The organism is Croceibacterium sp. TMG7-5b_MA50, assembly GCF_039830145.1.
GTDB lineage: Bacteria > Pseudomonadota > Alphaproteobacteria > Sphingomonadales > Sphingomonadaceae > Croceibacterium.
In genome coordinates this window covers 270,833-292,171 of record NZ_CP156082.1, presented here as the reverse complement: position 1 = coordinate 292,171, position 21,339 = coordinate 270,833, and the positions used below count along the sequence as shown (strand labels likewise).

At 68.4% G+C, this 21,339-nt stretch carries 22 protein-coding genes and 1 tRNA gene; 12 read left to right on the top strand and 11 right to left on the bottom strand.

Annotated features, from left to right (window positions below; all coding sequences use genetic code 11):
* Positions 1 to 45 precede the first annotated feature (45 nt).
* Genes crcB through V5740_RS01540 form a run of 5 tightly spaced genes read left to right on the top strand, consistent with a single transcriptional unit; the run spans position 46 to position 3,125 of the window.
* Positions 46 to 447, top strand: coding sequence for a fluoride efflux transporter CrcB (crcB, locus tag V5740_RS01560; protein WP_347303338.1), 402 nt, complete (start codon positions 46 to 48; stop codon positions 445 to 447).
* Positions 444 to 1,565 (top strand): RluA family pseudouridine synthase, encoded by a 1,122-nt coding sequence (locus tag V5740_RS01555; RefSeq protein WP_347303337.1) that lies wholly within the window; start codon positions 444 to 446, stop codon positions 1,563 to 1,565. The genes crcB and V5740_RS01555 overlap by 4 nt, the downstream gene beginning before the upstream one ends.
* On the top strand, positions 1,565 to 2,218 hold the full coding sequence (locus V5740_RS01550) for an HAD-IA family hydrolase (protein ID WP_347303336.1): 654 nt from the start codon (positions 1,565 to 1,567) through the stop codon (positions 2,216 to 2,218). The genes V5740_RS01555 and V5740_RS01550 overlap by 1 nt, the downstream gene beginning before the upstream one ends.
* Positions 2,218 to 2,430, top strand: coding sequence for a hypothetical protein (locus V5740_RS01545; RefSeq protein WP_347303335.1), 213 nt, complete (start codon positions 2,218 to 2,220; stop codon positions 2,428 to 2,430). Before V5740_RS01550 ends, V5740_RS01545 begins: the two co-directional genes overlap by 1 nt.
* Positions 2,427 to 3,125, top strand: a complete 699-nt coding sequence (locus tag V5740_RS01540) for an ATP12 family protein (protein WP_347303334.1) — start codon at positions 2,427 to 2,429, stop codon at positions 3,123 to 3,125. Before V5740_RS01545 ends, V5740_RS01540 begins: the two co-directional genes overlap by 4 nt.
* Positions 3,126 to 3,134: 9 nt before the next feature.
* Here the strand turns inward: V5740_RS01540 and V5740_RS01535 are convergent, their stop codons facing one another.
* From V5740_RS01535 to V5740_RS01520, 4 genes are read right to left on the bottom strand one after another with little or no spacing between them, the layout of a single operon-like run.
* On the bottom strand, positions 3,135 to 3,722 hold the full coding sequence (locus tag V5740_RS01535) for an ABC-type transport auxiliary lipoprotein family protein (RefSeq protein WP_347303333.1): 588 nt from the start codon (positions 3,720 to 3,722) through the stop codon (positions 3,135 to 3,137).
* Positions 3,723 to 3,748: 26 nt separating this feature from the next.
* Positions 3,749 to 4,690, bottom strand: a complete 942-nt coding sequence (locus V5740_RS01530) for an MlaD family protein (RefSeq protein ID WP_347303332.1) — start codon at positions 4,688 to 4,690, stop codon at positions 3,749 to 3,751.
* 9 nt (positions 4,691 to 4,699) lie between these two features.
* Positions 4,700 to 5,626 carry an ABC transporter ATP-binding protein gene (locus V5740_RS01525; protein WP_347303331.1) on the bottom strand — a complete coding sequence of 309 codons (927 nt, stop codon included), beginning with the start codon at positions 5,624 to 5,626 and terminating at the stop codon, positions 4,700 to 4,702.
* 1 nt (position 5,627) lies between these two features.
* A complete protein-coding gene (locus V5740_RS01520) occupies positions 5,628 to 6,749 on the bottom strand; it encodes an ABC transporter permease (protein WP_347303330.1) in 1,122 nt (373 codons plus the stop codon).
* Positions 6,750 to 6,835: 86 nt separating this feature from the next.
* On the opposite strand from V5740_RS01520, the gene V5740_RS01515 reads away from it, so the two are divergent.
* The 4 genes from V5740_RS01515 to V5740_RS01500 all read left to right on the top strand — a co-directional run bounded on the left by V5740_RS01515 (position 6,836) and on the right by V5740_RS01500 (position 10,951).
* Positions 6,836 to 9,619, top strand: coding sequence for a valine--tRNA ligase (locus V5740_RS01515; RefSeq protein WP_347303329.1), 2,784 nt, complete (start codon positions 6,836 to 6,838; stop codon positions 9,617 to 9,619).
* Positions 9,620 to 10,357 carry a 7-carboxy-7-deazaguanine synthase QueE gene (locus tag V5740_RS01510; protein ID WP_347303328.1) on the top strand — a complete coding sequence of 246 codons (738 nt, stop codon included), beginning with the start codon at positions 9,620 to 9,622 and terminating at the stop codon, positions 10,355 to 10,357.
* A 166-nt stretch (positions 10,358 to 10,523) separates the two neighbouring features.
* Positions 10,524 to 10,736, top strand: coding sequence for a cold-shock protein (locus tag V5740_RS01505; RefSeq protein ID WP_347303327.1), 213 nt, complete (start codon positions 10,524 to 10,526; stop codon positions 10,734 to 10,736).
* A gap of 23 nt (positions 10,737 to 10,759) precedes the next feature.
* Complete coding sequence (locus V5740_RS01500) at positions 10,760 to 10,951, top strand: hypothetical protein (RefSeq protein WP_347303326.1); 192 nt, start codon at positions 10,760 to 10,762, stop codon at positions 10,949 to 10,951.
* Positions 10,952 to 11,127: 176 nt separating this feature from the next.
* Here V5740_RS01500 and V5740_RS01495 read toward each other — a convergent pair whose 3' ends face one another.
* The 5 genes from V5740_RS01495 to V5740_RS01475 form a co-directional block, all read right to left on the bottom strand.
* Positions 11,128 to 12,765 carry a DUF87 domain-containing protein gene (locus tag V5740_RS01495; RefSeq protein ID WP_347303325.1) on the bottom strand — a complete coding sequence of 546 codons (1,638 nt, stop codon included), beginning with the start codon at positions 12,763 to 12,765 and terminating at the stop codon, positions 11,128 to 11,130.
* Between the two features lie 85 nt (positions 12,766 to 12,850).
* Positions 12,851 to 13,615, bottom strand: a complete 765-nt coding sequence (locus V5740_RS01490; RefSeq protein WP_347303324.1) for a TIGR02186 family protein — start codon at positions 13,613 to 13,615, stop codon at positions 12,851 to 12,853.
* Complete coding sequence (locus V5740_RS01485; protein WP_347303323.1) at positions 13,612 to 14,526, bottom strand: sulfite exporter TauE/SafE family protein; 915 nt, start codon at positions 14,524 to 14,526, stop codon at positions 13,612 to 13,614. The genes V5740_RS01490 and V5740_RS01485 overlap by 4 nt, the downstream gene beginning before the upstream one ends.
* A 65-nt stretch (positions 14,527 to 14,591) precedes the next feature.
* Entirely contained in the window at positions 14,592 to 15,788 is a 1,197-nt protein-coding gene (locus V5740_RS01480) for a hypothetical protein (RefSeq protein ID WP_347303322.1), read from the bottom strand.
* A 26-nt stretch (positions 15,789 to 15,814) separates the two neighbouring features.
* On the bottom strand, positions 15,815 to 17,260 hold the full coding sequence (locus V5740_RS01475) for a glycosyl transferase family protein (protein ID WP_347303321.1): 1,446 nt from the start codon (positions 17,258 to 17,260) through the stop codon (positions 15,815 to 15,817).
* A 211-nt stretch (positions 17,261 to 17,471) separates the two neighbouring features.
* On the opposite strand from V5740_RS01475, the gene nhaA reads away from it, so the two are divergent.
* The gene (nhaA, locus tag V5740_RS01470; RefSeq protein ID WP_347303320.1) at positions 17,472 to 18,665 is read left to right on the top strand and encodes a Na+/H+ antiporter NhaA; all 1,194 of its coding nucleotides are present in this window, start codon (positions 17,472 to 17,474) and stop codon (positions 18,663 to 18,665) included.
* A 39-nt stretch (positions 18,666 to 18,704) separates the two neighbouring features.
* Here the strand turns inward: nhaA and V5740_RS01465 are convergent, their stop codons facing one another.
* Positions 18,705 to 19,028, bottom strand: a complete 324-nt coding sequence (locus V5740_RS01465) for a DUF3297 family protein (protein WP_347303319.1) — start codon at positions 19,026 to 19,028, stop codon at positions 18,705 to 18,707.
* Positions 19,029 to 19,077: 49 nt separating this feature from the next.
* Positions 19,078 to 19,440: a hypothetical protein gene (locus V5740_RS01460; RefSeq protein ID WP_347303318.1), complete on the bottom strand. Its 363-nt coding sequence runs from the start codon at positions 19,438 to 19,440 to the stop codon at positions 19,078 to 19,080.
* 139 nt (positions 19,441 to 19,579) lie between these two features.
* Here V5740_RS01460 and V5740_RS01455 point away from each other — a divergent pair.
* A tRNA-Leu gene (locus tag V5740_RS01455) sits at positions 19,580 to 19,664 on the top strand.
* 61 nt (positions 19,665 to 19,725) lie between these two features.
* Entirely contained in the window at positions 19,726 to 21,321 is a 1,596-nt protein-coding gene (gene tig, locus V5740_RS01450) for a trigger factor (RefSeq protein ID WP_347303317.1), read from the top strand.
* The last annotated feature ends 18 nt before the right edge of the window (positions 21,322 to 21,339 follow it).

The following is a 21,339-nucleotide window of genomic DNA, read 5'->3' as shown; positions in this document are numbered from 1 at the left end:
GACGGGTTCCCTGCCCCGCCGCCGGGCGCTAAGGCACGGGCGATCATGAACGCTACACCCCTTCTCGCCTCGCTGTCCGTGGCACTCGGCGGCGGCATCGGCGCGCTGCTTCGCTGGCAGGCAGGTCGATGGCTGACCGGCTGGCTCGGCCCCGCAATCGTCGGCACCTTCCCCTTCGCCACCCTGGCGGTGAACACCATCGGCAGCCTGCTGATGGGCGTGCTCGCCGGCGTGCTGGCCAAGGGCGGCGGCGGCGAACAGGCGCGGCTGCTGCTCGGCACCGGCCTGCTCGGCGGGTTCACCACCTTCTCCGCCTTCAGCCTGGAGATGGTGCTGCTGATCGAGCGGGGCCAGCTGCTCTTTGCCGCGCTGTACCTGATGCTGTCGGTGGGTCTCGGCATCAGCGGGCTGATGATCGGCCTCAACGCCGTGCGGTGGCTGGCATGACCGCGCCCGAGAATGGCGTCCGCCAGTTCACCGTGGCGGCCGATGACGACGGCGTGCGGCTGGACCGCTGGTTCAAGCGCCACCTGCCGCAGGTCGGCTTCGCCACGATCAGCCGCTGGGCACGCACCGGGCAGATCCGGGTCGATGGCGCCCGCGCCAAGCCGGAGGATCGGCTGGCCACGGGGCAGGTGCTGCGCGTACCGCCCGGCGGTGCCGCCCTGCCCGCGCCGGACCGCCAGCGGCGCGAACTGACGGAGGAGCAACGGGCCGAGGCGGCCGCCATGCTCATCACCCGGACCGATGCTGCGCTGGTGCTGAACAAGCCGCCGGGCCTCGCCACCCAGGGTGGTACCGGCATGCGGCAGCATGTCGACGGCCTGTTGGACGCCTATGCCGATGACGGCGCGCCCCGCCCACGGCTGGTCCACCGCCTGGACAAGGACACGTCGGGCGTGCTGCTGGTCGCGCGCACGCCGGGCAGTGCGGCCTTTTTCTCCAAGCGGTTTTCCGGCCGGTCCGCGCGGAAGATATATTGGGCGCTGGTGATCGGCGTGCCGGAGGTGAGCGAAGGCTTCATCGACGCACCCATCAGCAAGCAGCCGGGCACCGGCGGCGAGAAGATGCATGTGGACGAGGAAGGGGGCCAGGCCTCCCGGACCCGTTACCGCGTGGTCGATCGCGCCGGCAACCGCGCCGCCTGGGTGGAATTGCAACCGCTGACCGGGCGCACGCACCAGTTGCGCGTCCACATGGCGGCGATCGGCCACCCGATCGTGGGCGATGGCAAGTATGGCGGTCCGGCGGCGTTCCTGACCGGCGCGGTCAGCCGCAAGATGCACCTCCACGCGCGCCGCCTGATCATCGATGCGCCGGGCGGCGGCAAGCTGGACGTGACCGCGGACCTGCCCGAACATTTCGCCGCCAGCATGACCTATCTCGGCTTCGACGAGGGGGACAGCCGGGCGGAACCGCAGGCACCGCCGCCCGAACGCAGCCGGGATGAGAAGAAACAGGCGGCGCGCGCCCACGCCAAGCAGTACCGCAAGGCCCGCCGGGGGGAGCGGCGCGGACGTGGCGCCGCGGCCGACAAGCCGTCAGCCAAGGGCCCGCGGCGCTGATGGCCGGCGTGAAGCTGGCGGTGTTTGATTGCGACGGCACGCTGGTGGATGGCCAGGCGGAAGTCTGCGCGGCCATGGCGCATGCCTTTCAGGAAGCCGGCCTGCCCGCCCCGTCCAGCCACGATGTACGGCGGATCGTCGGCCTCAGCCTGCCGCAGGCGGTGGCCCGGCTGGCGCCGGCCGCCTCGGCGGAGGCGACTGCCCGTGCCGTCGACGCCTACAAGGGGGCATTCCGGCTGGCGCGGGAGGAAGGCCGGCTGCAGGAACCGTTGTATGACGGCATCGCTCCGATGCTGCGCCGGCTGCATGCCGATGGCTGGCTGCTGGGGGTCGCTACCGGCAAGAGCGATCGCGGCCTTGCGGCCTGCCTCGCCACGCATGGCCTCGCCGACCTGTTTGTGACTTTGCAGACGGCAGACCGCCACCCATCAAAACCACACCCCGCCATGCTGGAGGCGGCGCTGGCGCAGGTCGGCGCACAGCCGGAAGATGCGGCGATGATCGGCGACACGGTATTCGACATGGCCATGGCAGAGGCCGCCGGCGTCCGTGCGCTGGGCGTCAGCTGGGGGTACCATGAACGGGCCGAACTGATCGCCGCCGGGGCGGCGGCGGTGGTGGACAGCCCGGCCGAACTGGAAGGATTGCTGTGATGACGACCCCCGATCCGGCCCGCAACCGCTGGGTCATGCTTGGCGTGGTGCGCGGTATCGGCGTGGCGCTGGTCCTGCTGGCGCTGATGGTGACGGAGGGGCAGCTCGGCCTGCCTTACTGGAGCGGCATGGTGCTGCTCGCCATCGGCTTCGCCGTCGCCTTCATCGCCCCGCGCGTGCTGCAGCGCCGCTGGCGCAGTCCGCGCCCGTGAAGCGTTTCTGGCGGGAAGCCACGGTCGCCCAAGGGGATGGCGGCTGGCAGGTGCTGCTGGACGGTCGGCCCGTTCGCACCCAGGGCGGCGCGGCGCAGATCGTGCCGACCCGCGCCCTCGCCGATGCCTTGGCCGCCGAGTGGGCGGCGCAGGGGGCGGAGGTGGACACCACCGCCTTCCCCTTGCGCGACCTGACCGATCTGGCGATCGACCGGGTGGCCCCTGCCCCGGCCGCGCAGGTGGCGGCTCTGCTGCGTTATGCCGAAACGGACACGCTGCTCTACCGGGCAGATCCGGACGAACCGCTCCACCGGCGCCAGCTCGACCAATGGGAGCCGCTGGTGCGCGCGGCGGAGACACGCTGGGCCGTGACATTCGATCGCACCAGCGGCGTGATCCATCGTCCGCAACCGGCGGAGACGCTGACTCGGATGGAGGATGTGCTCGCCGGTCAGGACCCGTTCCGGCTGGCCGCGCTCGCCACGATGGCGCCGCTCGCCGCATCGCTGATCGTGGCTCTGGCAGCGCTCGATAACAACCCCCCGGCCGACCTGTTCGCCGCCGCTAATCTGGAGGAGGACTGGCAGGCCGAGCTGTGGGGTCAGGATGCGGAGGCTGCGCGCGTGCGGTCGGCGCGGCTGGGTGCCTTCACCGCCGCCGCGCACTTCGCGAAGCTGCTGCCGCCCGTTCGCTGATCCAAGGGGTCAGTTGATCCAGTCGGCAATCTGGTACGCGACCTGATTGGCGGCCTGGTTCAGCGCGGACCCCACCGCCGCCGGATCGGCCGTGACACCGGGCACGATCGCCTCGAACCGCTGGGTCCGCACTTCACCGCCGGGCAGGGTCAGCAGCGCATCGAAACGGACCACCGCGCTGGAGGATGCGGCGTCATAGCCCATCTCCAGCAGCTTGCCGTCCAGCTTCGTCGGCGCGGCATAGAGCAGCGGCGCCTCGTCCAGCACCAGCCGGTTGCGGCGGACCCGGATCGTCTCGGCCAGCAGGTGCTGGAACAGGCGCGCGGGGCGTTCGGCCCAGACCGCATCCTGCAGATAGGCGAGGCTGGCATTCTCCACCCGCACCGGCACACGCGTCACCGCCAGCGCCGCCGGCGTCTCCGGCTCCAGCACGCCAAGGGCGTTCTCGGTGGCGCCGGTCATCGTCGTGCCGGCGGCCATTGGCTGGGTGGGCATCAGGGTCAGCAGCCGCTCGGGCGGTTCCGGCCCCAGGCTGACACACCCGGCGAGCAGCAGCGGGGCGAGCGCGACGGCGGCAAGGGATCGGCGGAAGATCATCGGTCGGGCATCCCCTGTCGCAGCAATCATGGCTTGTAATCCGGCAGTTGGGCACCGCGCACCAGCGACCCTGCGCCCTGCGTCTCGATCCGCTCCGTGATCTCGCGCAGCGCCCGGCTGGTGCGGCGCAGGTCCTGCAACGTGGCATTCGCCGCCGGCAGCGTCGTTTCGGTCAGTTCGCGGGTGACGGGATCGGTCGACTTCAGCGTCGCCTCCAGCTGCGTCGCGGCGCCCGCAGCGGCGGCCAGCGTCTTGCGCAGGTCATCGGCGATGCCGCGTCCTTCGGAATTGATGACGTCATTGGTGGAATTCAGCGTCGTCTCGAATGCGGCCAGCGTCTCCTGCGATTGCGACAGCGTGCCCTGCAGTGCCTGCAGCGTCAGCCGCACTTCGGGCGCCGTCTCCGCCAGCGAGGCGCTGATCTCGGACGTGTTCGCCAGGATGCCGCTGATGGAAGCCTGGTTCTCGTCCGACAGGACGCGGGTCAGCCGGTCGGTCAGCGTGGCCAGCCGCTCCAGCAGCAGCGGGGCGTTGGCCAGAATTTCGCCCAGGCCGCTGGCGCGCGGCGGAATCAGTGGCACGCCCTGCGGGCAGGCGGAATTGTCGCAGGTGATCGGCGGATTGCCGCGGGGTCCCCCGTCGAGCCCGATGGTCGACACGCCCGTGAAGCTGGAGGAGACGGAGGCGGTGGTGCCCTGCAGGATCGGGGTCGTGTCCTGCACGGCGATGCGCACCTTCACGAACTCCGCCTGCCACAGCGCGATGTCGGTCACCTGCCCGACCGGCACGCCGGAATAGGAGACCTGCGACCCCTTCGCCAGGCCGGAGACCGACTGCTGGAAGAAGATGTCGTATTCCTTCTGGTTATTTTCGTTCAACCGGGCGAGCCAGATAAAGAAGGCGGCGACGGCGGCGAGCAGCACCAGCGTCACCGCACCGACCCAGACGTAATTGGCGCGTGTTTCCATGTGGCTGCCCTATGCCCCCGTCTCTTCGGCACGCAAGGCGCCTGCCGGCGCGGCACCTGCCGCGGATCGTTCTTGCCCGCCGTCAACGGCCATTGCCGCCGCACGATCCATGCTGGCCTGCGCGGCGCGGCTGCGCGGGCCGTTGAAATATTCCTGGATCCACGGGTGGTCGCGTTCCAGCAGTTCCGGAATGGTACCCACCGCGATCACCTGCTTGTCCGCCAGCACCGCCACGCGGTCGCAGATGGCGTACAGCGAATCGAGATCGTGAGTGATCAGGAATACGGTCAGCCCCAGCGTGTCGGTCAGGTCACGGATCAGCGTGTCGAACTTCGCCGCACCGATCGGGTCGAGGCCGGCGGTCGGCTCGTCCAGGAACAGCAATTCGGGGTCCAGCGCCAGCGCGCGGGCCAGGCCGGCACGCTTCTTCATACCGCCCGACAGCTCCGACGGGTACTTGCTCGCGGCCTCTTCCGGCAGGCCGGTCAGCACCACCTTGTAGCGGGCGATCTCGTGCATCATTTCCGCCGTCAGTTCCGGGTAGAACTGCTTCAGCGGCACCTCGACATTTTCCGCAACTGTCAGCGTGGAGAACAGCGCGCCGCCCTGGAACAGCACGCCCCAGTGGTTACGAACACCGATCACCTCGTCCGGTCCGGCGGAGGTGATGTCCTTTCCGAACACCTCGATCCGGCCGGACACCGGCTGCTGCAGCCCGATGATGGACCGCATCAGCACCGACTTGCCCGTGCCCGACCCGCCGACAACGCCCAGGATCTCGCCCCGGCGGACCTTCAGCGCCAGATCCTGGTGGATGGTGTTCTCGCCAAAGGCGTTCACCAGCCCTTCGATGACGATCGGGTACTTGCCGTCATAGGCTTCGGTATTGACCTCCTCCGCCACGCTGGCGGGGGGTGTGATGTTGCCGTCCGCCATCTCAGTTCCAGCCCAGATTGCTGAAGAACACGGCGAAGAACGCATCGAGCACGATGACCATGAAGATCGCCTGCACCACGGCCTGCGTGGTCCGGAGGCCAACCTCCTCCGCGTTCCCTTCCACCTGCATGCCCTGGTAACAGCCGGCCAGCGCCACGATCAGGCCGAAAACCGGCGCCTTGATGAGGCCGATATACAGGTCATACACCGGCACGACCTCCCGGATGCGCATCAGGAAGGAATAGGCGGGCACGCCAAGCGTCAGGTCGGAGATCACGGCACCGCCCAGTATCGCGATGACGCTGGCGTAGAAGCCCAGCAGCGGCATCATCAGCACGGAGGCGAGGATGCGCGGCACGATCAGCGCCTCCATCGGGTTGACCCCGATCGTGCGCATGGCATCGATCTCCTCCGTCAGCTTCATGGTGCCGAGCTGCGCCGCGAAGGCGGAACCGGACCGGCCGGCGACCATGATCGCGGTCATCAGCACGCCCAATTCGCGCAAGGTCAGCCGGCCCACCAGATTGACGGCCAGCGCCTCCGCCCCGAACTGCGACAATTGCGCCGCGCCCTGCTGCGCGATGACGATGCCGATCAGGAAGCTCATCAGCCCGATGATCGGCAGGGACGCGACGCCCACCAGCTCCATCTGCCGCACGATGGCGCGGCCGCGGATGCGCCGCGGGTGGCGGATCATCCCGCCCAGCGACATGATGATCGCGCCGAGAAAGCCGATGACCCGGACGGAACCGTGGCCAAGCCCGGACACCAGCCGGCCGAACTTGTCGAGCGAGCGGAACAGGGCACCTTCGCGCGGAGGCCGGATGTCCGCGCCGCTCTGCGCCCCTCTTACCACGTCCAGAAGCCGGCTGGCCTGGTCGCCGGCGCCGGTGATCTCGGCATCGTGCTGCTGCGCCAGGCGCAGCACCGTCCACGCGCCGACGGTGTCGATCTGGCCCGTGGCGGACAGGTCGATGGTGCTTACCGGCCGGTCAAGCTCCCGCAGCTCGCGGTCCAGCGGTCCGACCGAGGATACGAGCAGCGGGCCGGTCAGCACCAGCGTGCCGCCCACGCCTCCCTGTTCGCCGCCATCCTGCCAGCTGTAATCCGCCCATTCGCGCATCGTTCAGGCTATGCGGCCGAATGATGCGGCGCACAAGGCAAGAGAATTGCCCAAAGCACCACGGGCCCGCTAAGGCGCGGACCATCATGACCGAGACTGCCATCACCGCCGTAGAACTGGCGAAGACCTTCGACCCGGCATCCATCGAAGCGCGCTGGTACGCGCATTGGGAGGATAAGGGGCGTTTCCGCCCGCACCGGCCTGACGCCGCCCCCTTCACCATCGTCAACCCGCCGCCCAATGTCACGGGTTCGCTGCATATCGGCCATGCGCTGGATAACACTCTGCAGGACATTGTGATCCGGTACGAGCGATTACGTGGCAAGGATGCGCTGTGGGTGGTCGGCACCGACCATGCCGGCATCGCCACGCAGATGGTGGTGGAACGCAACCTCGCCACCCAGGGCGTGAAGCGCACCGACATGAGCCGTGAGGCCTTCATCGATCATGTCTGGGAGTGGAAGGGCCAGTCCGGCGGCACCATCACGCGCCAGCTGCGTCGCCTCGGCTGCTCCATGGATTGGTCCAGGGAGCAGTTCACCATGGACCCGCATTTCACCACGGCCGTGGTGAAGGTGTTCGTCGACCTCTACCGCCGCGGCCTGCTGTATCGTGACAAGCGGCTGGTGAACTGGGACCCGGCGCTGAAGACCGCGATCAGCGACCTGGAGGTGGAGACGCGCGAGACCGCCGGCCACATGTGGCACTTCAAGTACCCGCTCGCCGACGGCGCCACCTACACCTACGTGGAGCGGGACGAGGATGGCAACGTGGTGCTGGAGGAGGAGCGCGACTACATCGCCATCGCCACGACCCGGCCGGAGACGATGCTGGGCGACGGCGCGGTGGCGGTGCATCCGTCCGACACCCGCTACGCCCCGATCGTGGGCACGATGTGCGAGATCCCGGTCGGCCCGAAGGAGCATCGCCGGCTGATCCCGATCATCGCCGACGAATATCCGGACCCCACCTTCGGCAGCGGCGCGGTGAAGATCACCGGCGCGCATGACGCCAACGATTATGGCGTCGCGCAGCGCAACGGCATCCCGCTCTACCGCCTGATGGACGAGGTCGCCGCGATGCGCAGCGACGGCGCACCGTATGCGGAGGCGTCCGCCCGCGCACAGGCGATCGCCCGGGGTGAAAGCGCCACGCCCAAGGAGGTCGACGCGCTGAACCTGGTGCCCGACGAATATCGCGGGCTCGACCGGTACGAGGCGCGGAAGCGCGTGGTGGCCGACATCGATGCCGAGGGGCTGATGCTCCGGGTCGAGGACAAGACCATCATGCAGCCGTTCGGCGACCGGGGCGGCGTGGTGATCGAACCAATGCTGACCGACCAGTGGTATGTCGATGCCGCCACCTTGGCGCAGCCGCCGATGCAGGCGGTGCGCGATGGCCGGGTGGAGATCGTGCCGAAGAGCTGGGAGAAGACCTTCTTCAACTGGATGGAGAACATCCAGCCCTGGTGCGTCAGCCGGCAATTGTGGTGGGGCCATCGTATCCCCGCGTGGTTCGGCCCCGATGGCGAGATCTTCGTCGCCGAGACGGAGGAAGAGGCGCGGGCGCAGGCTGGCAACCTGCCGCTGGAGCGTGACCCGGACGTCCTCGACACCTGGTTCTCCTCCGCGCTGTGGCCCTTCGCCACGCTCGGCTGGCCGGATCAGACGGAGCTGCTGGCCAAGCACTACCCGAACGACCTGCTGGTGTCCGGCTTCGACATCCTGTTCTTCTGGGATGCGCGCATGCTGATGCAGGGCATGGAGTTCATGAACGGCGTGCCGCCGTGGAAGAAGCTGTACCTGCACGGGCTGGTGCGCGCTGCCGATGGGCAGAAGATGTCCAAGTCCAAGGGCAACGTGGTCGATCCGCTGGGCCTGATTGACAAGTACGGCGCGGACGCGCTGCGCTTCTTCATGGCGGCGATGGAAAGCCAGGGCCGCGACGTGAAGATGGATGAAAGCCGGGTGGAGGGGTACCGCAACTTCGCCACCAAGCTGTGGAACGCCACCCGGTTCTGCCAGGCGAACGGCATCGGCGCCTCGACCTCGCTCGCCGCGCCGGCAGCGACCAGCGCCGTCAATCGCTGGATCGTGGGCGAGGTCGTCACCGTTCTGGCCGCGCTCGACAAGGCGATGGCGGAGCTGCGCTTCGATGCCGCGACCAACGCGATCTACCAGTTTGCTTGGGGCACGTTCTGCGACTGGTACCTCGAACTCATCAAGGGCCAGATCGATGACGAGACCCGCGCCGTCGCCGGCTGGGTGCTGGACCAGATCCTGGTCATGCTGCACCCCTTCATGCCCTTCGTGACGGAGGAGCTGTGGCATGCTCAAGGATCGCGCGCCTGCGACCTGATCGTGGCGCAATGGCCGCAGCCGCAGGCAGAGATCGACGCTGCGGCAAAGGCCGAGGTCGAGTGGCTGATCGCCCTCACCACCGCGCTGCGCGCCGCCAAGAACGAAGGCGGCATCGCACCCGGCGCCCGGCTTGAAGCTTATCTGGCGCAGCCCTCCCCGGTGGCGCAGGCGGTGATCGGCGGGTCCATGCCGGCGATCGAGCGGCTGGCCCGCTTGTCCGCTATCCACCTAGCCCCCGCCCCGGCAGGCCCGGCCATGCAGGTGAGCGCAGGGGCCGACCTGTTCGTGATCCCGCTGGAGGGGGTGATCGACGTCACTGCCGAACGCTCCCGCCTCGCGAAGGCGCTGGCCGCGTCGGAGAAGGAGCGCGACAATCTCGCCAAGCGGCTCGGCAATCCCGCCTTTGCGGAGAAGGCGAAGCCCGAGGCGGTGGCCAAGGCGCAGGCCGATCACGCGCATCATGCGGGCGAGGCGGAGCGGCTGGCGGCGGCGCTGGCGCGGCTGGGGTAAGTGGCCCTTACCCTCGCCACCACCAATCCGGGCGAGCCGGAGATCTTCGCGAGCCTGCAGGGCGAAGGGCCGAGCATCGGGCGGTCCGTCGCCTTCGTGCGGCTGTCGCGCTGCAACCTCGCCTGCGTGTGGTGCGATACGCCCTATACCTGGCACTGGACGGGCGACAACCGCCCGCACCGTGGCGAGGAGACGCATGATCGCGCGGCCAATCAACTGGTCCTGGAGGAGGCGGAGGTCGCTCGCCGGATCGCCGCCTTCGCCAAGCCGCGGCTGGTGGTGACAGGGGGGGAGCCGCTGCTGCAGGGTCGCGCGCTCGCCCGCATGCTGGCGCTGCTGCCCCCCGGCATCGCGGTGGAGGTGGAGACGAACGGCACGGTCGCGCCGCACCCCGATCTCGACCCGCTGATCGCGCAATACAATGTCAGCCCAAAGCTCGCCCATTCAGGGAACTCCGCCGATCTGGCGCTGCCGCCCGAACGGCTGGCGCACTGGGCCAACGAGACGCGCGCCTTCTTCAAGTTCGTGATCGCCACGCCGGATGACGTGGCGGAGGTGCTGGCCTTGGTGGAAACCCATGCCATCGCGCACAACCGCATCTGGCTGATGGCGGAAGGGACCGACACCGCAACCCTCGGCAGCCGCGAACGCTGGCTGGCGGGGCTGTGCCTCGCCCATGACATGAACCTTTCGCCCCGGCTGCACATCGCGCTTTACGGCGACACGCGCGGCACCTGAACGCCACGGGCCTTGCGCATGCGCGCCCATCGGCCCACATAAGGCCTGCTACAGTCGCATATCGACGGTCTCTCGGCGCTTTGCGGCTCCTTTTTTCCTTCTTTCCCTGCCCTCGCGCGCCCGGCGGCTCACGCGGAGCCGCCGTTCATCAAAGAAGGAAATACTCATGGCCATCACCGGCACCGTCAAGTTCTTCAACACCGACAAGGGCTACGGCTTCATCGCGCCCGATGGCGGCGCGGCCGACGCTTTCGTCCACATCAGCGCCGTGGAGCGCGCCGGCATGGCGACGCTGACGCAGAACCAGCGCGTCACCTACGAGCTGGAGCAGGACCGTCGCGGCAAGACCAGCGCGGTCAATCTCCAGCCCGCCGACTGATCGACATCACGGGAGTGGCGGCTATGCCCGACGCAGCGTTCTATCGTGAACAGGCGGCCAAGGCGCAGGTGGAAGCCGACGCCGCCACCCTCGACAATGTGCGGGATCGCGCCCTGCGCTCCGTCACCGCATTCCAGGCGATGGCCACATCGGCCCAGCTGGTCGCCGACCAGCGGGAACGGCGCCGGCTGATGTCGGGCATCGCCCCGGACTAGGCGCGCTGGCGGCCGACAAACCGCTTTCCTACAGGCTGTGCATTGTGGCCCAAGCGGGCCCATGCACTGCCATGCCGCCGCCTCCCGATCCAGCCTCCACGGCACGCTGCCTGCGGGCGATGGAGGGGAACGGACCTTCGCGGGAGGTGTCAACTTAGTGTCAACTTTCGCCGATTTTACCGGCCCTGCGCGCGCCAGCGGCGGACCGTGCGGTGGATCGCGGCAGGGTCGCTGACCGGCTGCTGCCACAATTCGCTGAACAACGGGTCGGCGCTGGCGGGCCGGCGATGTTCCTCCAGATCGGCAAAGCTGACGCGCATCGGCACCGCCACGCCCTCCCCACAGATGATCGCCTCCCGGTTGCGCAAGGCCGGGATCGCATCCAGGAAGCCGCGCGCCCCTTCCGGCATCGCCGAACGGACAAAGGCCTGGTCGCGCTCGTTGTTCAGCCGCATGGCGATGATGGTGCCGCACTGCGACAGGACGCCCTCCGCCAGGTCGCTCGGTCGTTGGGTGATGAGGCCCAGCGCGATGCCGTATTTGCGCCCTTCCTTGGCGATCCGGCCCAGCACCCGCCCCACGCTGGACCCGTCCGCCTGCCGCTCGTTCGGCACGTACCGGTGCGCTTCCTCGCACACCAGCAGGATGGGCCGCAGCGCCTCCCCCCGGTTCCAGATCGCATGGTCGAAGACCATGCGGCTCAGCACCGCGACGACGGTGGCGGTGATGTCGGACGGGACGCCCGACACGTCGATGATGGTGATCGGCTGCCCACTGCCGTCCATCCGGAATAGGCGGGCGATCAGGTCCGCCATGTTGTCGGCCACCAGCATGCCGCTGAACATGAACTGGTATCGCGGATCGCCCTTTAGCTCCTCTATCTTCGTGCGAATGCGCAGGAACGGCGCGCTGCTGCTCGCCTTGTCCAATGCGCCCATCTCCTCGTTCACGCTGCGCAGCAGATCGCTGAGGAGGTAGGGGATGGGTGAATCCACCGTAATCCGGCCGATCTCCGCCGCCAGCCGGTTCTTGCCCCGGGCGGCGAGCAGGCACTTGGCAAGGATGTCGGCATCTTCCTGCCGGTCGTTGCCGCTGCTGGTCAGGAACACCTCGCAATGTTCGGCGAAGTTCATCAGCCAATAGGGCAGTTGCAGATTGCCGACATCCAGCACCACGCCCCGGTCGCGGAAGGCGGCGCCGTATTCGCCATGGGGGTCGATCATCACCACATGCCCGTTGGGCGCGGCATCGCAGATGCGGTGGAGGATCAGCGCGGTGGCGGTGGACTTGCCGGTGCCGGTCGATCCCAACAGGGCAAAATGCTTGCCCAGCAGCGCATCGGTGAACAGGCCGGCGCCGATCGTGACGGTGGGATACACGGTCCCGACCGTCACCGCAGCGCGGCCGGCGGGGTCGTAGATGCGGGCGAGCTGATGCGTCGCGACGGGCATCACCGCGCTGCCCGGCAGCGGATAACGGGTCACGCCGCGGCGGAAGCTGCCGCCCACCCCGTCGTCGCTGCCCTCCCCCATCAGGTCCGCGACAGCGTGGATGGTGCCATCCGCCGCCCGTTCCTGTTCGCGCAGCGATGCGAGCAGCCAGGTCCCGCTCAGCGCGGCGATCCGCAAGGAGCTGCCGATCTGCCCCGCCATGGCGATTGCCGGATCCGGGTCGCCAGCACTCAGCGCGATGGCGGCCGGGTCGAGCACCAGCTGCGCCTGCGCGCCGGAGATGGCCCGCACCATGCCGATCGTGACAGGTGCGGCGGACGCGGTATCTGCCACCGGCCACGGCTGCGGGGTGAACTCGCTCATCTGGCTGGTCCTTGCTTGCCGGCTGGGTCGCCCGCGCTAGCAGGCGCAAGGTGAAGAACGAGTAAAGAGCCGGCGTCCCGGTTTCCTAGATCAGCGCGAACAACCGCCCCGCGGCCCAGCCGAACAGCAGCGCCAGCAGCACGACCGCGACTCCGTAGGCGAGCCCGGCATCCTGCGCGCGGTCGGCGACCAGCCGCTCGAACCCCTCCTTGCTCACCTCCACATCCGCGATGGCGGATGCGATCACCCGACCACGCTGGATGGCGAAGGTCTCTGCGGTGTAGCGGCCGGTGACGACGTTCGACGGCAGCGCGATGCGCGCTTGATAGAGCACATCTTCGCTCAGCGTCACGCCGCCGGGATCCTCCTTGTACAGGCCAGCCAGCACGCGCAGATCGACCAGGCCGGTGGTGAAGCGGGCCTGCTCCTGCGGCTGGATCACCCCGCTGGGCGACAGTTGCATGAAGTCGAGCCCAAGTTCGTAGATCGCGGCCGTGCGCTCATCCACGATCTGCCCGACGGGGCGGGAGGAAGCGACAGCGAAGAACGAGGGGGCGGAGCGGAAGGCGGTGCTGTCCGCATTGACCCAGATGCCGAACCAGCGCTGCTTCTCGCGCACCAGCACCGGCTCGGTCGGGCCTTTCAGCACGACTACGATGTCGTACGGCTCCGCCGCGCGGCGCCCCTGCGGATCGAGGATGGCGCCATACAGCAGCAGTTCGGCGCCGGTGAAATCCTGCCGCACCTCGATCCGGCTCTGCGACACGGCCGGGACCAGCACCGGATCGCGCTGGGCGGTCAGCGTGATGAAGGCCAGCGCCAGCAGCAATGCATGCGCGGCGCGCTTCACAGCTCCACCACCGAATAAACCGCGTCCGGCCGAACCCCCAGGCCGAAGGCGAGGCGCAGCGCAATGGTGAGCACGATCACGGCCAGGACCAGCCGCAGCACTTCGGGCTTGGCGCTAACCGCGATGCGGGTGCCGATCTGCGCGCCAGTGACCGATCCGATCAGCAGCAGTGCGGCCAGCACGATATCCACCGCACGGGTGGTCAGTGCGTGCATCATGGTCGTCGCCATGGTGACGAACAGGATCTGGAACAGCGACGTGCCGACCACGACCTGCGCACTCATGCCCAGGATATACAACATCGCCGGCACCAGGATGAAGCCGCCCCCGACCCCCATCAGCATGGTCAGGATGCCCACCACCACACCCAGCAGCAGCGGCGCGAGCGGCGAGATGTAGAGCCCGGATTTGTAGAACCGCCAGCGTCCCGGCAGGCTGGCGACCAGCGGGTGATGCCGGCGACGCGCGGCGGCACGGGGCGCGCCATTGCGCTGCGCCCGCAGCGACGCCAGGCTTTCACGCCCCATCAGCCCGCCGATCGTGCCCAGCAGCACGACATACAGGATGTTGATGACCGTATCGATCTGGCCCCAGCCCTGCAGGACGCGGAACAGCAGTGCACCGATGCCGGCGCCGACCACGCCGCCTGCGACCATCACGCCGCCGATCTGCGGATCGACCCCGCCGCGCCGCCGGTGCGCCAGTACGCCCGACACGCTGGCGCCGGTCACCTGGCTGGCGGCGGAAGCGGCGGCGACCGTCGGCGGCACGCCGTAGAAGATCAGCAGCGGCGTGGTCAGGAACCCGCCGCCAACGCCGAACAGGCCAGACAGGATGCCGGTGCCCGCGCCCAGCAGCACGATCACCAGCCCATTTACCGACAGGTTCGCGATGGGCAGGTAGACATCCATCAACCCGGCCTAGCTTAACCGACCTTCCGGGTGAAGCGGCATGGCCGGGCTATTTGCCCGCCAGATCAGAAACCGGCGGCGATCGTCAGCGCGGGGCCGGACGCAGGCTCGGCATTGCCGGCGACCCGCAGGCGGTAATCGGCGGCCACGCGGGCACGCACCCGACCGACACCGAAGGTCACGCCGGCGCTGGGCCCGACATCCAGCCGCTCGCTCCCCTTCTGCGCGCCGCCCCAGGCACCGGCGCCGATGCTCACCTCCGTCCCGCCGCGTTGCAGCAGCGGACGGTCGAGCCGCGCCTGGCCATCGACGAAGCCTGTGGCAAAGTCCCCGCCGGCATAACCGCCCTGCAGGTAAAGCTCGCCCCGCGTGCCGCCAGGCAGCGCCACAGGCGGCAGTTCGGTGACGGCGAACACGGCCGGGCGAACATCGGTGCCCGCGCGATTGTCGTTCACCCGCGCCTCCGCCGCCAGGCGTACCGGCAGGCCGGGTATCGGCCGCAGGCTGAGGCCGGCAGCCACTTCCTGCTCCCGCGCACCCGCCAGTGCCGTGCTGCCACGCAGGTAGGCCTGCGGCGCGTGGCCGTTCGTGGCGGAGCCAAGCCGGTAACGGACAACTGCGCCGGCCTGACTGCGCCCGTAGGACGGCCGGGCGGACGTGAGCGGAGTGTCCGTGTCCTCCCGCAGCAGCAGCCAGCCATCCCCGCTCCACCTGGAGGCGAAGCTGCGCCGCGGCACCGGCGCGACACCGGCGGGCGATGCCGCCTGTGGCACACCCGACTGGAGCGCCGATGCGGCCGCAAGTGCCGGGCGACCGGAAAGGCCGGGCTGCAGATAGGCGAGCAGGACGTCAGGCACCTGCATGTGCGACAGTCCGGCCAGCATCAGTACCTCGCTGCCGATCAGCGTGGCGGGCGATACAGCGTGGTCCGTCGGGCCGAGCGGCGGAAACAGCAGCGCGGCGTCGGCCACCTGCCATGGAACGCCGCTGATCGCGGACGGGTTAGCGGAGGCCAGCGGACGCCAGCGGGCTGGTGCCGGATTCTCGATCGGCAGCGGACGGCGCAGCCAGCCATCCTCGGGCACCGGTGCATCCTGCTCCGGCACAGCCCGGGGCGCCACTGGTTGCCCGGCCGCTGGAAGGGCGGCGGGCAGCGCCGGCCAGGGCGCTTCCCAGCTGGCGACGCGCAATGCGCCCCAGCCCACCACCAGTCCGGCCAGCAGCAGCAGCGGCTGGCCGCGGAACGACGGACGCCGGTTCACCTGATTCGTATCCTGTGCCCGTCCGATCACGACAGAGCGCGGGCGCGGCGGGCGGGTGGCACGATCCGGTCAGCCATGGTGCTGGGATGCGCGTGATGATGGGTCTTGTCCCATTCGACCGGGGCACCGCCCAGTGTGCGGGCATAGGCCCACATCGCGCGCCGTCCGGCCATGATGGCGATGACGTTGGTGAGCGGAATGCGCAGGACCGAGCGCAGTCCTTCCACCGGGCCATATTCCCGCGCGGTGAAGACATAGCGTGAACCAGCGCGCCATACGAAGCTGGTGAAATTGGCGGCCAGCAGCCACCACGTGGCCGGACTGAAAGCGACCGGCTGGTGGTAGCCGACAATGCTCGCCAGCCACAGCCCCGCCGACAGGCCCAGCAGCAGATAGGCTGCGAACAGCACGGTGGCGGAAAGCGGCCCGCGACGGTCACGCACCCGCATCCACGTCTCGCCAAGGCCGCCCGACGCACCGGTCCAACCCATCCGATCCCAGCCCTGGAGGGCAATGCCATGGACCCAGCGCGCCTTCTGCCGGACAGACTGGTTCAGCTGCGCAGGGAAGCAGGCGCGGGTGGCGATCAGCCGCCCGTCCTCACCCCGCACCCGCAGGAACCTGGACCGCCCCCCGGCGGCCTTGATCCGCAGGCCAAGCTCGTAATCCTCCGTCAGAGAATCGACGGAGAACGGTCCGGTCGAACCGGTGTCATGCGCCATGTCGGCCGCGATCCGGCCCAGCATGGCGCGCGAGAAACCGCAGCCGACGCCGGCTGACGGCAGCGCGGCGGACAACGCATCGCGTACCACCATGGCCTTGCCATGCGCCTCGGCAAATTCCTCGCAATAATGGCTGCCGACCCAACGGGAGCGTGCCTGCGGTTCCGGCAGGACGGGCAGCTGCACGAACTCGGCCTCCGCCACAGCGCGGTCCAGCAGCGCCAGTGCAGCAGGATCGACCATATCCTCCGCATCGTGGAGCACCACCATGCGGAAAGCGAAGCGGCCGCGCTGCTCGTCGCCTTCCATGGCGGCGTAAAGGCGGTTCAGACAGTCGGCCTTGGTGGTCGGCCCGGCGCGATCATGCACCACCAGGCGCACGCGCGGGTCGTTGCGGCTGCCGCGCATGATCGCCTCTACGGTCCGGGGGTCGTTGCGATAGCAGCCGACATAAAGGCGCAGGCCATCATGCGGCCACGCCTGCAGCATGCTGGCGATTGTGTCAGTGATGACGTCGTGTTCCAGCCACGCAGGCACGAACACCGCCGCCCGGCCGGAAAGCGGGCGACTGCCCTCCTCCCGGTCGATGGTCCAATTCCGGACCTTGCCCGTGAGCCGCAGCCAGCCGAACACGGCATCAACCGCAAGCTCATCCAGAGCACCCACAAGAAAGAACACGCCGGCAAAGAGCAACAGCTCCTGCTCGACCAGCGCCGCCAATTGCAGCGCCGTCATACCCCCCAGGATCATAGTCCCCGAGACCCTTCAATGCGACCCGAAGCAACTCTTAGTTGCGGCCATAGCAATCGCAAACAAAAATTATCGGAGTTCAGGAACCTTTTTTCGTTGCGTGCTTTGCAGGCCGCGCTGTTGGCGATTCGCACGCCTCCAGAAGCGGCGGTTATGTCGGAAAAAAGGCCGGCGACTTGCCATGACGCGCCAATCCCGCAAGAGCGTTCAAATGCCTGCACCGATGCTTCTTCGTACGGCGGCCCGGCCGCTTCGCGCCCTGTTCGTCAGCGATGCATTCGGCGGAATTCTGCTGATCACGGTCGCCGTGCTGGCGATCGTCGCTGCCAATTCGCCGTGGGCCGAGACCTACCACCATCTGTTTCACGCGGTCCTACCATGGACGCCTTTTGCGAAACTGGACACCCTGCATCTGTGGATCAACGACGCGCTGATGGCGATCTTCTTCTTCGTGGTCGGACTGGAGGTTAAGCGCGAGATCGTTAGCGGTGCGTTGGCCGATTCCCGCAGCCGGCGGCTACCGGTGCTTGCGGCAGCCGCCGGAATGGCGGTGCCGGCGGCTATCTTCCTGCAGGTTGCGGCCGGCGACCCGTTGCTGACGCGGGGCTGGGCCATTCCGGCGGCGACGGACATCGCCTTCGCCATGGGTGTGATCGGTCTGCTAGGAAATCGCGTGCCGGCATCGCTGCGGCTATTCCTCCTGACGGTCGCCATCGTGGACGATATCGGCGCTGTGCTGGTGATCGCGCTGTTCTACACCGGCAGCATCGATGCAGGCTGGCTGATCGCATCCGTCCTTGTGCTCGGCGGCTTGATCGCGCTCAATCGTGCTGGGGTCGGGCGGCTGTGGCCCTTCATCCTGGGCGCGCTGGCGCTGTGGCTGTGCGTCTTGCATTCGGGGGTCCACGCGACCATCGCCGGCGTGGTCGCGGCGCTAACCATCCCGATGCAACGCCGCGATGGCGCGCCCATGCTGGAGCGGGTCGAGCATGCGTTGGTCGGCCCCAACGCCTATTTGGTGGTGCCGCTATTCGGCTTTGCCAATGCGGGTGTCGCATTGGGGCAATTGGGTCTGGAGGCGTTTGCGGACCCGCTACCGCTGGCGATCGGGGCCGGGCTGGTCCTGGGCAAGCAGTTGGGGATCGTCGGCAGCGTGGCGATCGCCGATCGCGTCGGCTTTGCCCCGCGGCCGGTCGGTGCAAGCTGGCCGCAGATCTGGGGCACCGGCATGCTATGCGGGATCGGCTTCACCATGAGCCTGTTCATCAGTGCCCTAGCCTATCCGCAGCATCCGCTGCTGGTGGAGGAGGCGAAGCTGGGCATCCTGGCGGGCTCCACGATCTCGGCCCTGCTGGGCTACGCGATCCTGCGCCTGGCGACACGGGAACGGGCGGGACCAAGTTAATCCGCGCGGCAGTCCACCCGACCGCCCTTGCCGAGGATCCTAGGCCCGGTTGACCGGCGCGTCCTCGCCCAGATCCTCGAACCAAGCTTCGACCGGTCCGGCAAGCTTGATGGTCAGCGGACGGCCGCGGCGGTCCATCGCCTTGCCGGCCTGTACCCGCACCCATCCTTCGGGAATCGAATATTCCTCGATATTGGTGCGCACCGTGCCCTTGAACCGGATGCCCACGCCCCGGCGCAGCACCGTCTCGTCGAAGAACGGGCTACCCGGATCGATTGCGAGGCGGTCCGGGGGCGTGTCGTTGCCGGTTGCGGTGGGCTCGGGCTGGGTATCAGCCGCGGGGGGCAGGTCCTGATCGGTCATGGCCGGTGCCGCTGACACGCGCTGCCCCCAAAATCAATCTACGCCGCGATCAATATTGCGGCGGCGGCGTTTCCGCCGGCGCCTCGCCGGGCAAGGATGGCGCCTCGTCCGGCACGGAGCCAGGCTCGTCCACGTCGCCGCCATCAGGGGTCACTTCGGGCGGGGGAGCGGGCTCGATCGGGTTAGGCGTCTCCGGCACGATCTCGTCCGGCGTGGCGCCGGGCTGCAGCTCCTTGTCCTCTCCCGCGCGATCGCCGTGCCACAGTACGCTGCCGGGCGAATCGCTGTCGCCGTCGGCATCAGCCAGCGTCGCGGCGTCGCTAGCACTCGCATCCCCGTCCAGTGCCGGCGGCGTCGCCGGGGGAATGGTGGGGGTGCCGTAATCGTCGGCGGAATAGATCGGGTCAGCCATGCAAAGCACTCCTTTCCCGATCAACGATGTCCGGGCGTCGCCTGTTCCCCTGTCGCGGCTTGCCCTTTCTCCATCGCGCGATTAAGGGCGCAGGCTTCGCATCGCAGGTGTCCGCCTGCTGCGCTTCGTCGTGATCCGTGCGGGCGTGGCGGAACTGGTAGACGCGCTGGATTTAGGTTCCAGTATCGCAAGATGTGGGGGTTCGAGTCCCTTCGCCCGCACCAGCGCAGCCGTCCGCCCTGTTCCGCGCGCCGTGCAAGTTTAGTTCGTGGAAGGCTTGTTTGAATGCAGATCGTCGAGACCACCAATGAAGGCCTGAAGCGCGCCTATCAATTGACCATCCCGGCCGGCGAGATCGCCGCGCGCGTGGACGCGGAGATCAAGAAGATCGCCCCGCAGGTCAAGATGCCCGGCTTCCGCCCGGGCAAGGTGCCGGCCAATCTGGTGCGCAAGATGCATGGCGAGGCGATCCACGCCGATGCCCTGAACACCACCCTGCGCGAGTCGATCGACGGCCTGCTGCGCGACAAGCAGCTGCGCCCCGCCCTGCAGCCCAAGGTCGACATGGCCGAGGGGTATGAGGAGGGCAAGGATGCCGAGCTGACGGTCGAGCTGGAAGTCCTGCCTGAAATCGCCGCGCCCGAGCTGGACGGCCTGAAGCTGGAGCGGCTGACCGTGCCGGCGACGGACGAGGCGGTGGACGCCGCGATCAAGCGCCTGGCCGACCGGCAGAAGAGCTACAGCGATGCGCCGGAAGGCCACGCTGCCGCCGATGGCGACCAGCTGATCGTCGATTTCACCGGCAGTATCGACGGCGTCGAATTCGACGGCGGCAAGGCGGAGGACGCCCCGCTGGTGCTGGGTTCCGGCCAGTTCATCCCCGGCTTCGAGGAGCAGCTGGGCGGCGCCAAGGTCGGTGACGAGAAGACCATCACCGTGACCTTTCCTGCCGATTACCCGGCGGAGAACCTCAAGGGCAAGGATGCCCAGTTCGCCATCACCGTGAAGGCGGTGAAGGTGGAAGGCGAAACCGTCATCGACGACGATTTCGCCAAGGGTCTGGGCCTGGAAGGGCTGGACCAGCTGAAGGAGCTGATGAAGGCGCAGGTCGAGCAGGAGACTGCCGGCCTCACCCGTACGCAGATGAAGCGGCAGCTGCTGGACCACCTCGCCGCCGGCCACGACTTCGCCGTCCCGCCGAGCATGGTGGAAGCCGAGTTCAACCAGATCTGGCAGCAGCTGGAAGCCGAAGTTGCCCGCGAGGAGAACCCTGAAGAGGCCCGCGCCGAGATCGAGAGCGAGCGCGACGATTACCGCCGCATCGCGGAGCGCCGCGTGCGCCTGGGCCTGCTGCTGTCCGAGATCGGCCAGGCGAACGGCGTCGAGATCAGCAACCAGGAAATGAACATGCTGGTGCAGCAGGCGGCGCAGCAGTACCGCCCGCAGGATCGGGAGCGCTTCGTCGAGTATGTGCGCAACGATCCCATGGCCCTCGCCCAGCTGCGTGCGCCGCTTTACGAAGACAAGGTCGTCGACTTCCTGTTCGACAAGGCCGAGGTGTCCGAGCGTGAAGTGACCCGTGAGGAGCTGGAAGCCGCGATCGAGGCGGAAGAAGGCGCCGAGACCAAGCCCGCCGCCGAGGCGAAGCCGGCCAAGAAGGCCCCCGCCAAGAAGGCCAAGGCCGCTGCCGAAGACGCGCCAGCCGAAGCCGAGGCGGGTGAGGCCGAGAAGGCCGCACCCAAGAAGAAGGCCGCGCCCAAGAAGAAGGCTGAGCCTGCCGAAGCCGCCGAGCCTGCCGCGGACGGTGAGGAGGCGGCTGCGAAGCCCGCCCCCAAGAAGAAGGCTGCGCCCAAGAAGAAGGCGGAAAGCGCCGCCGAGTGAGTGTATCCGATCCTCCCT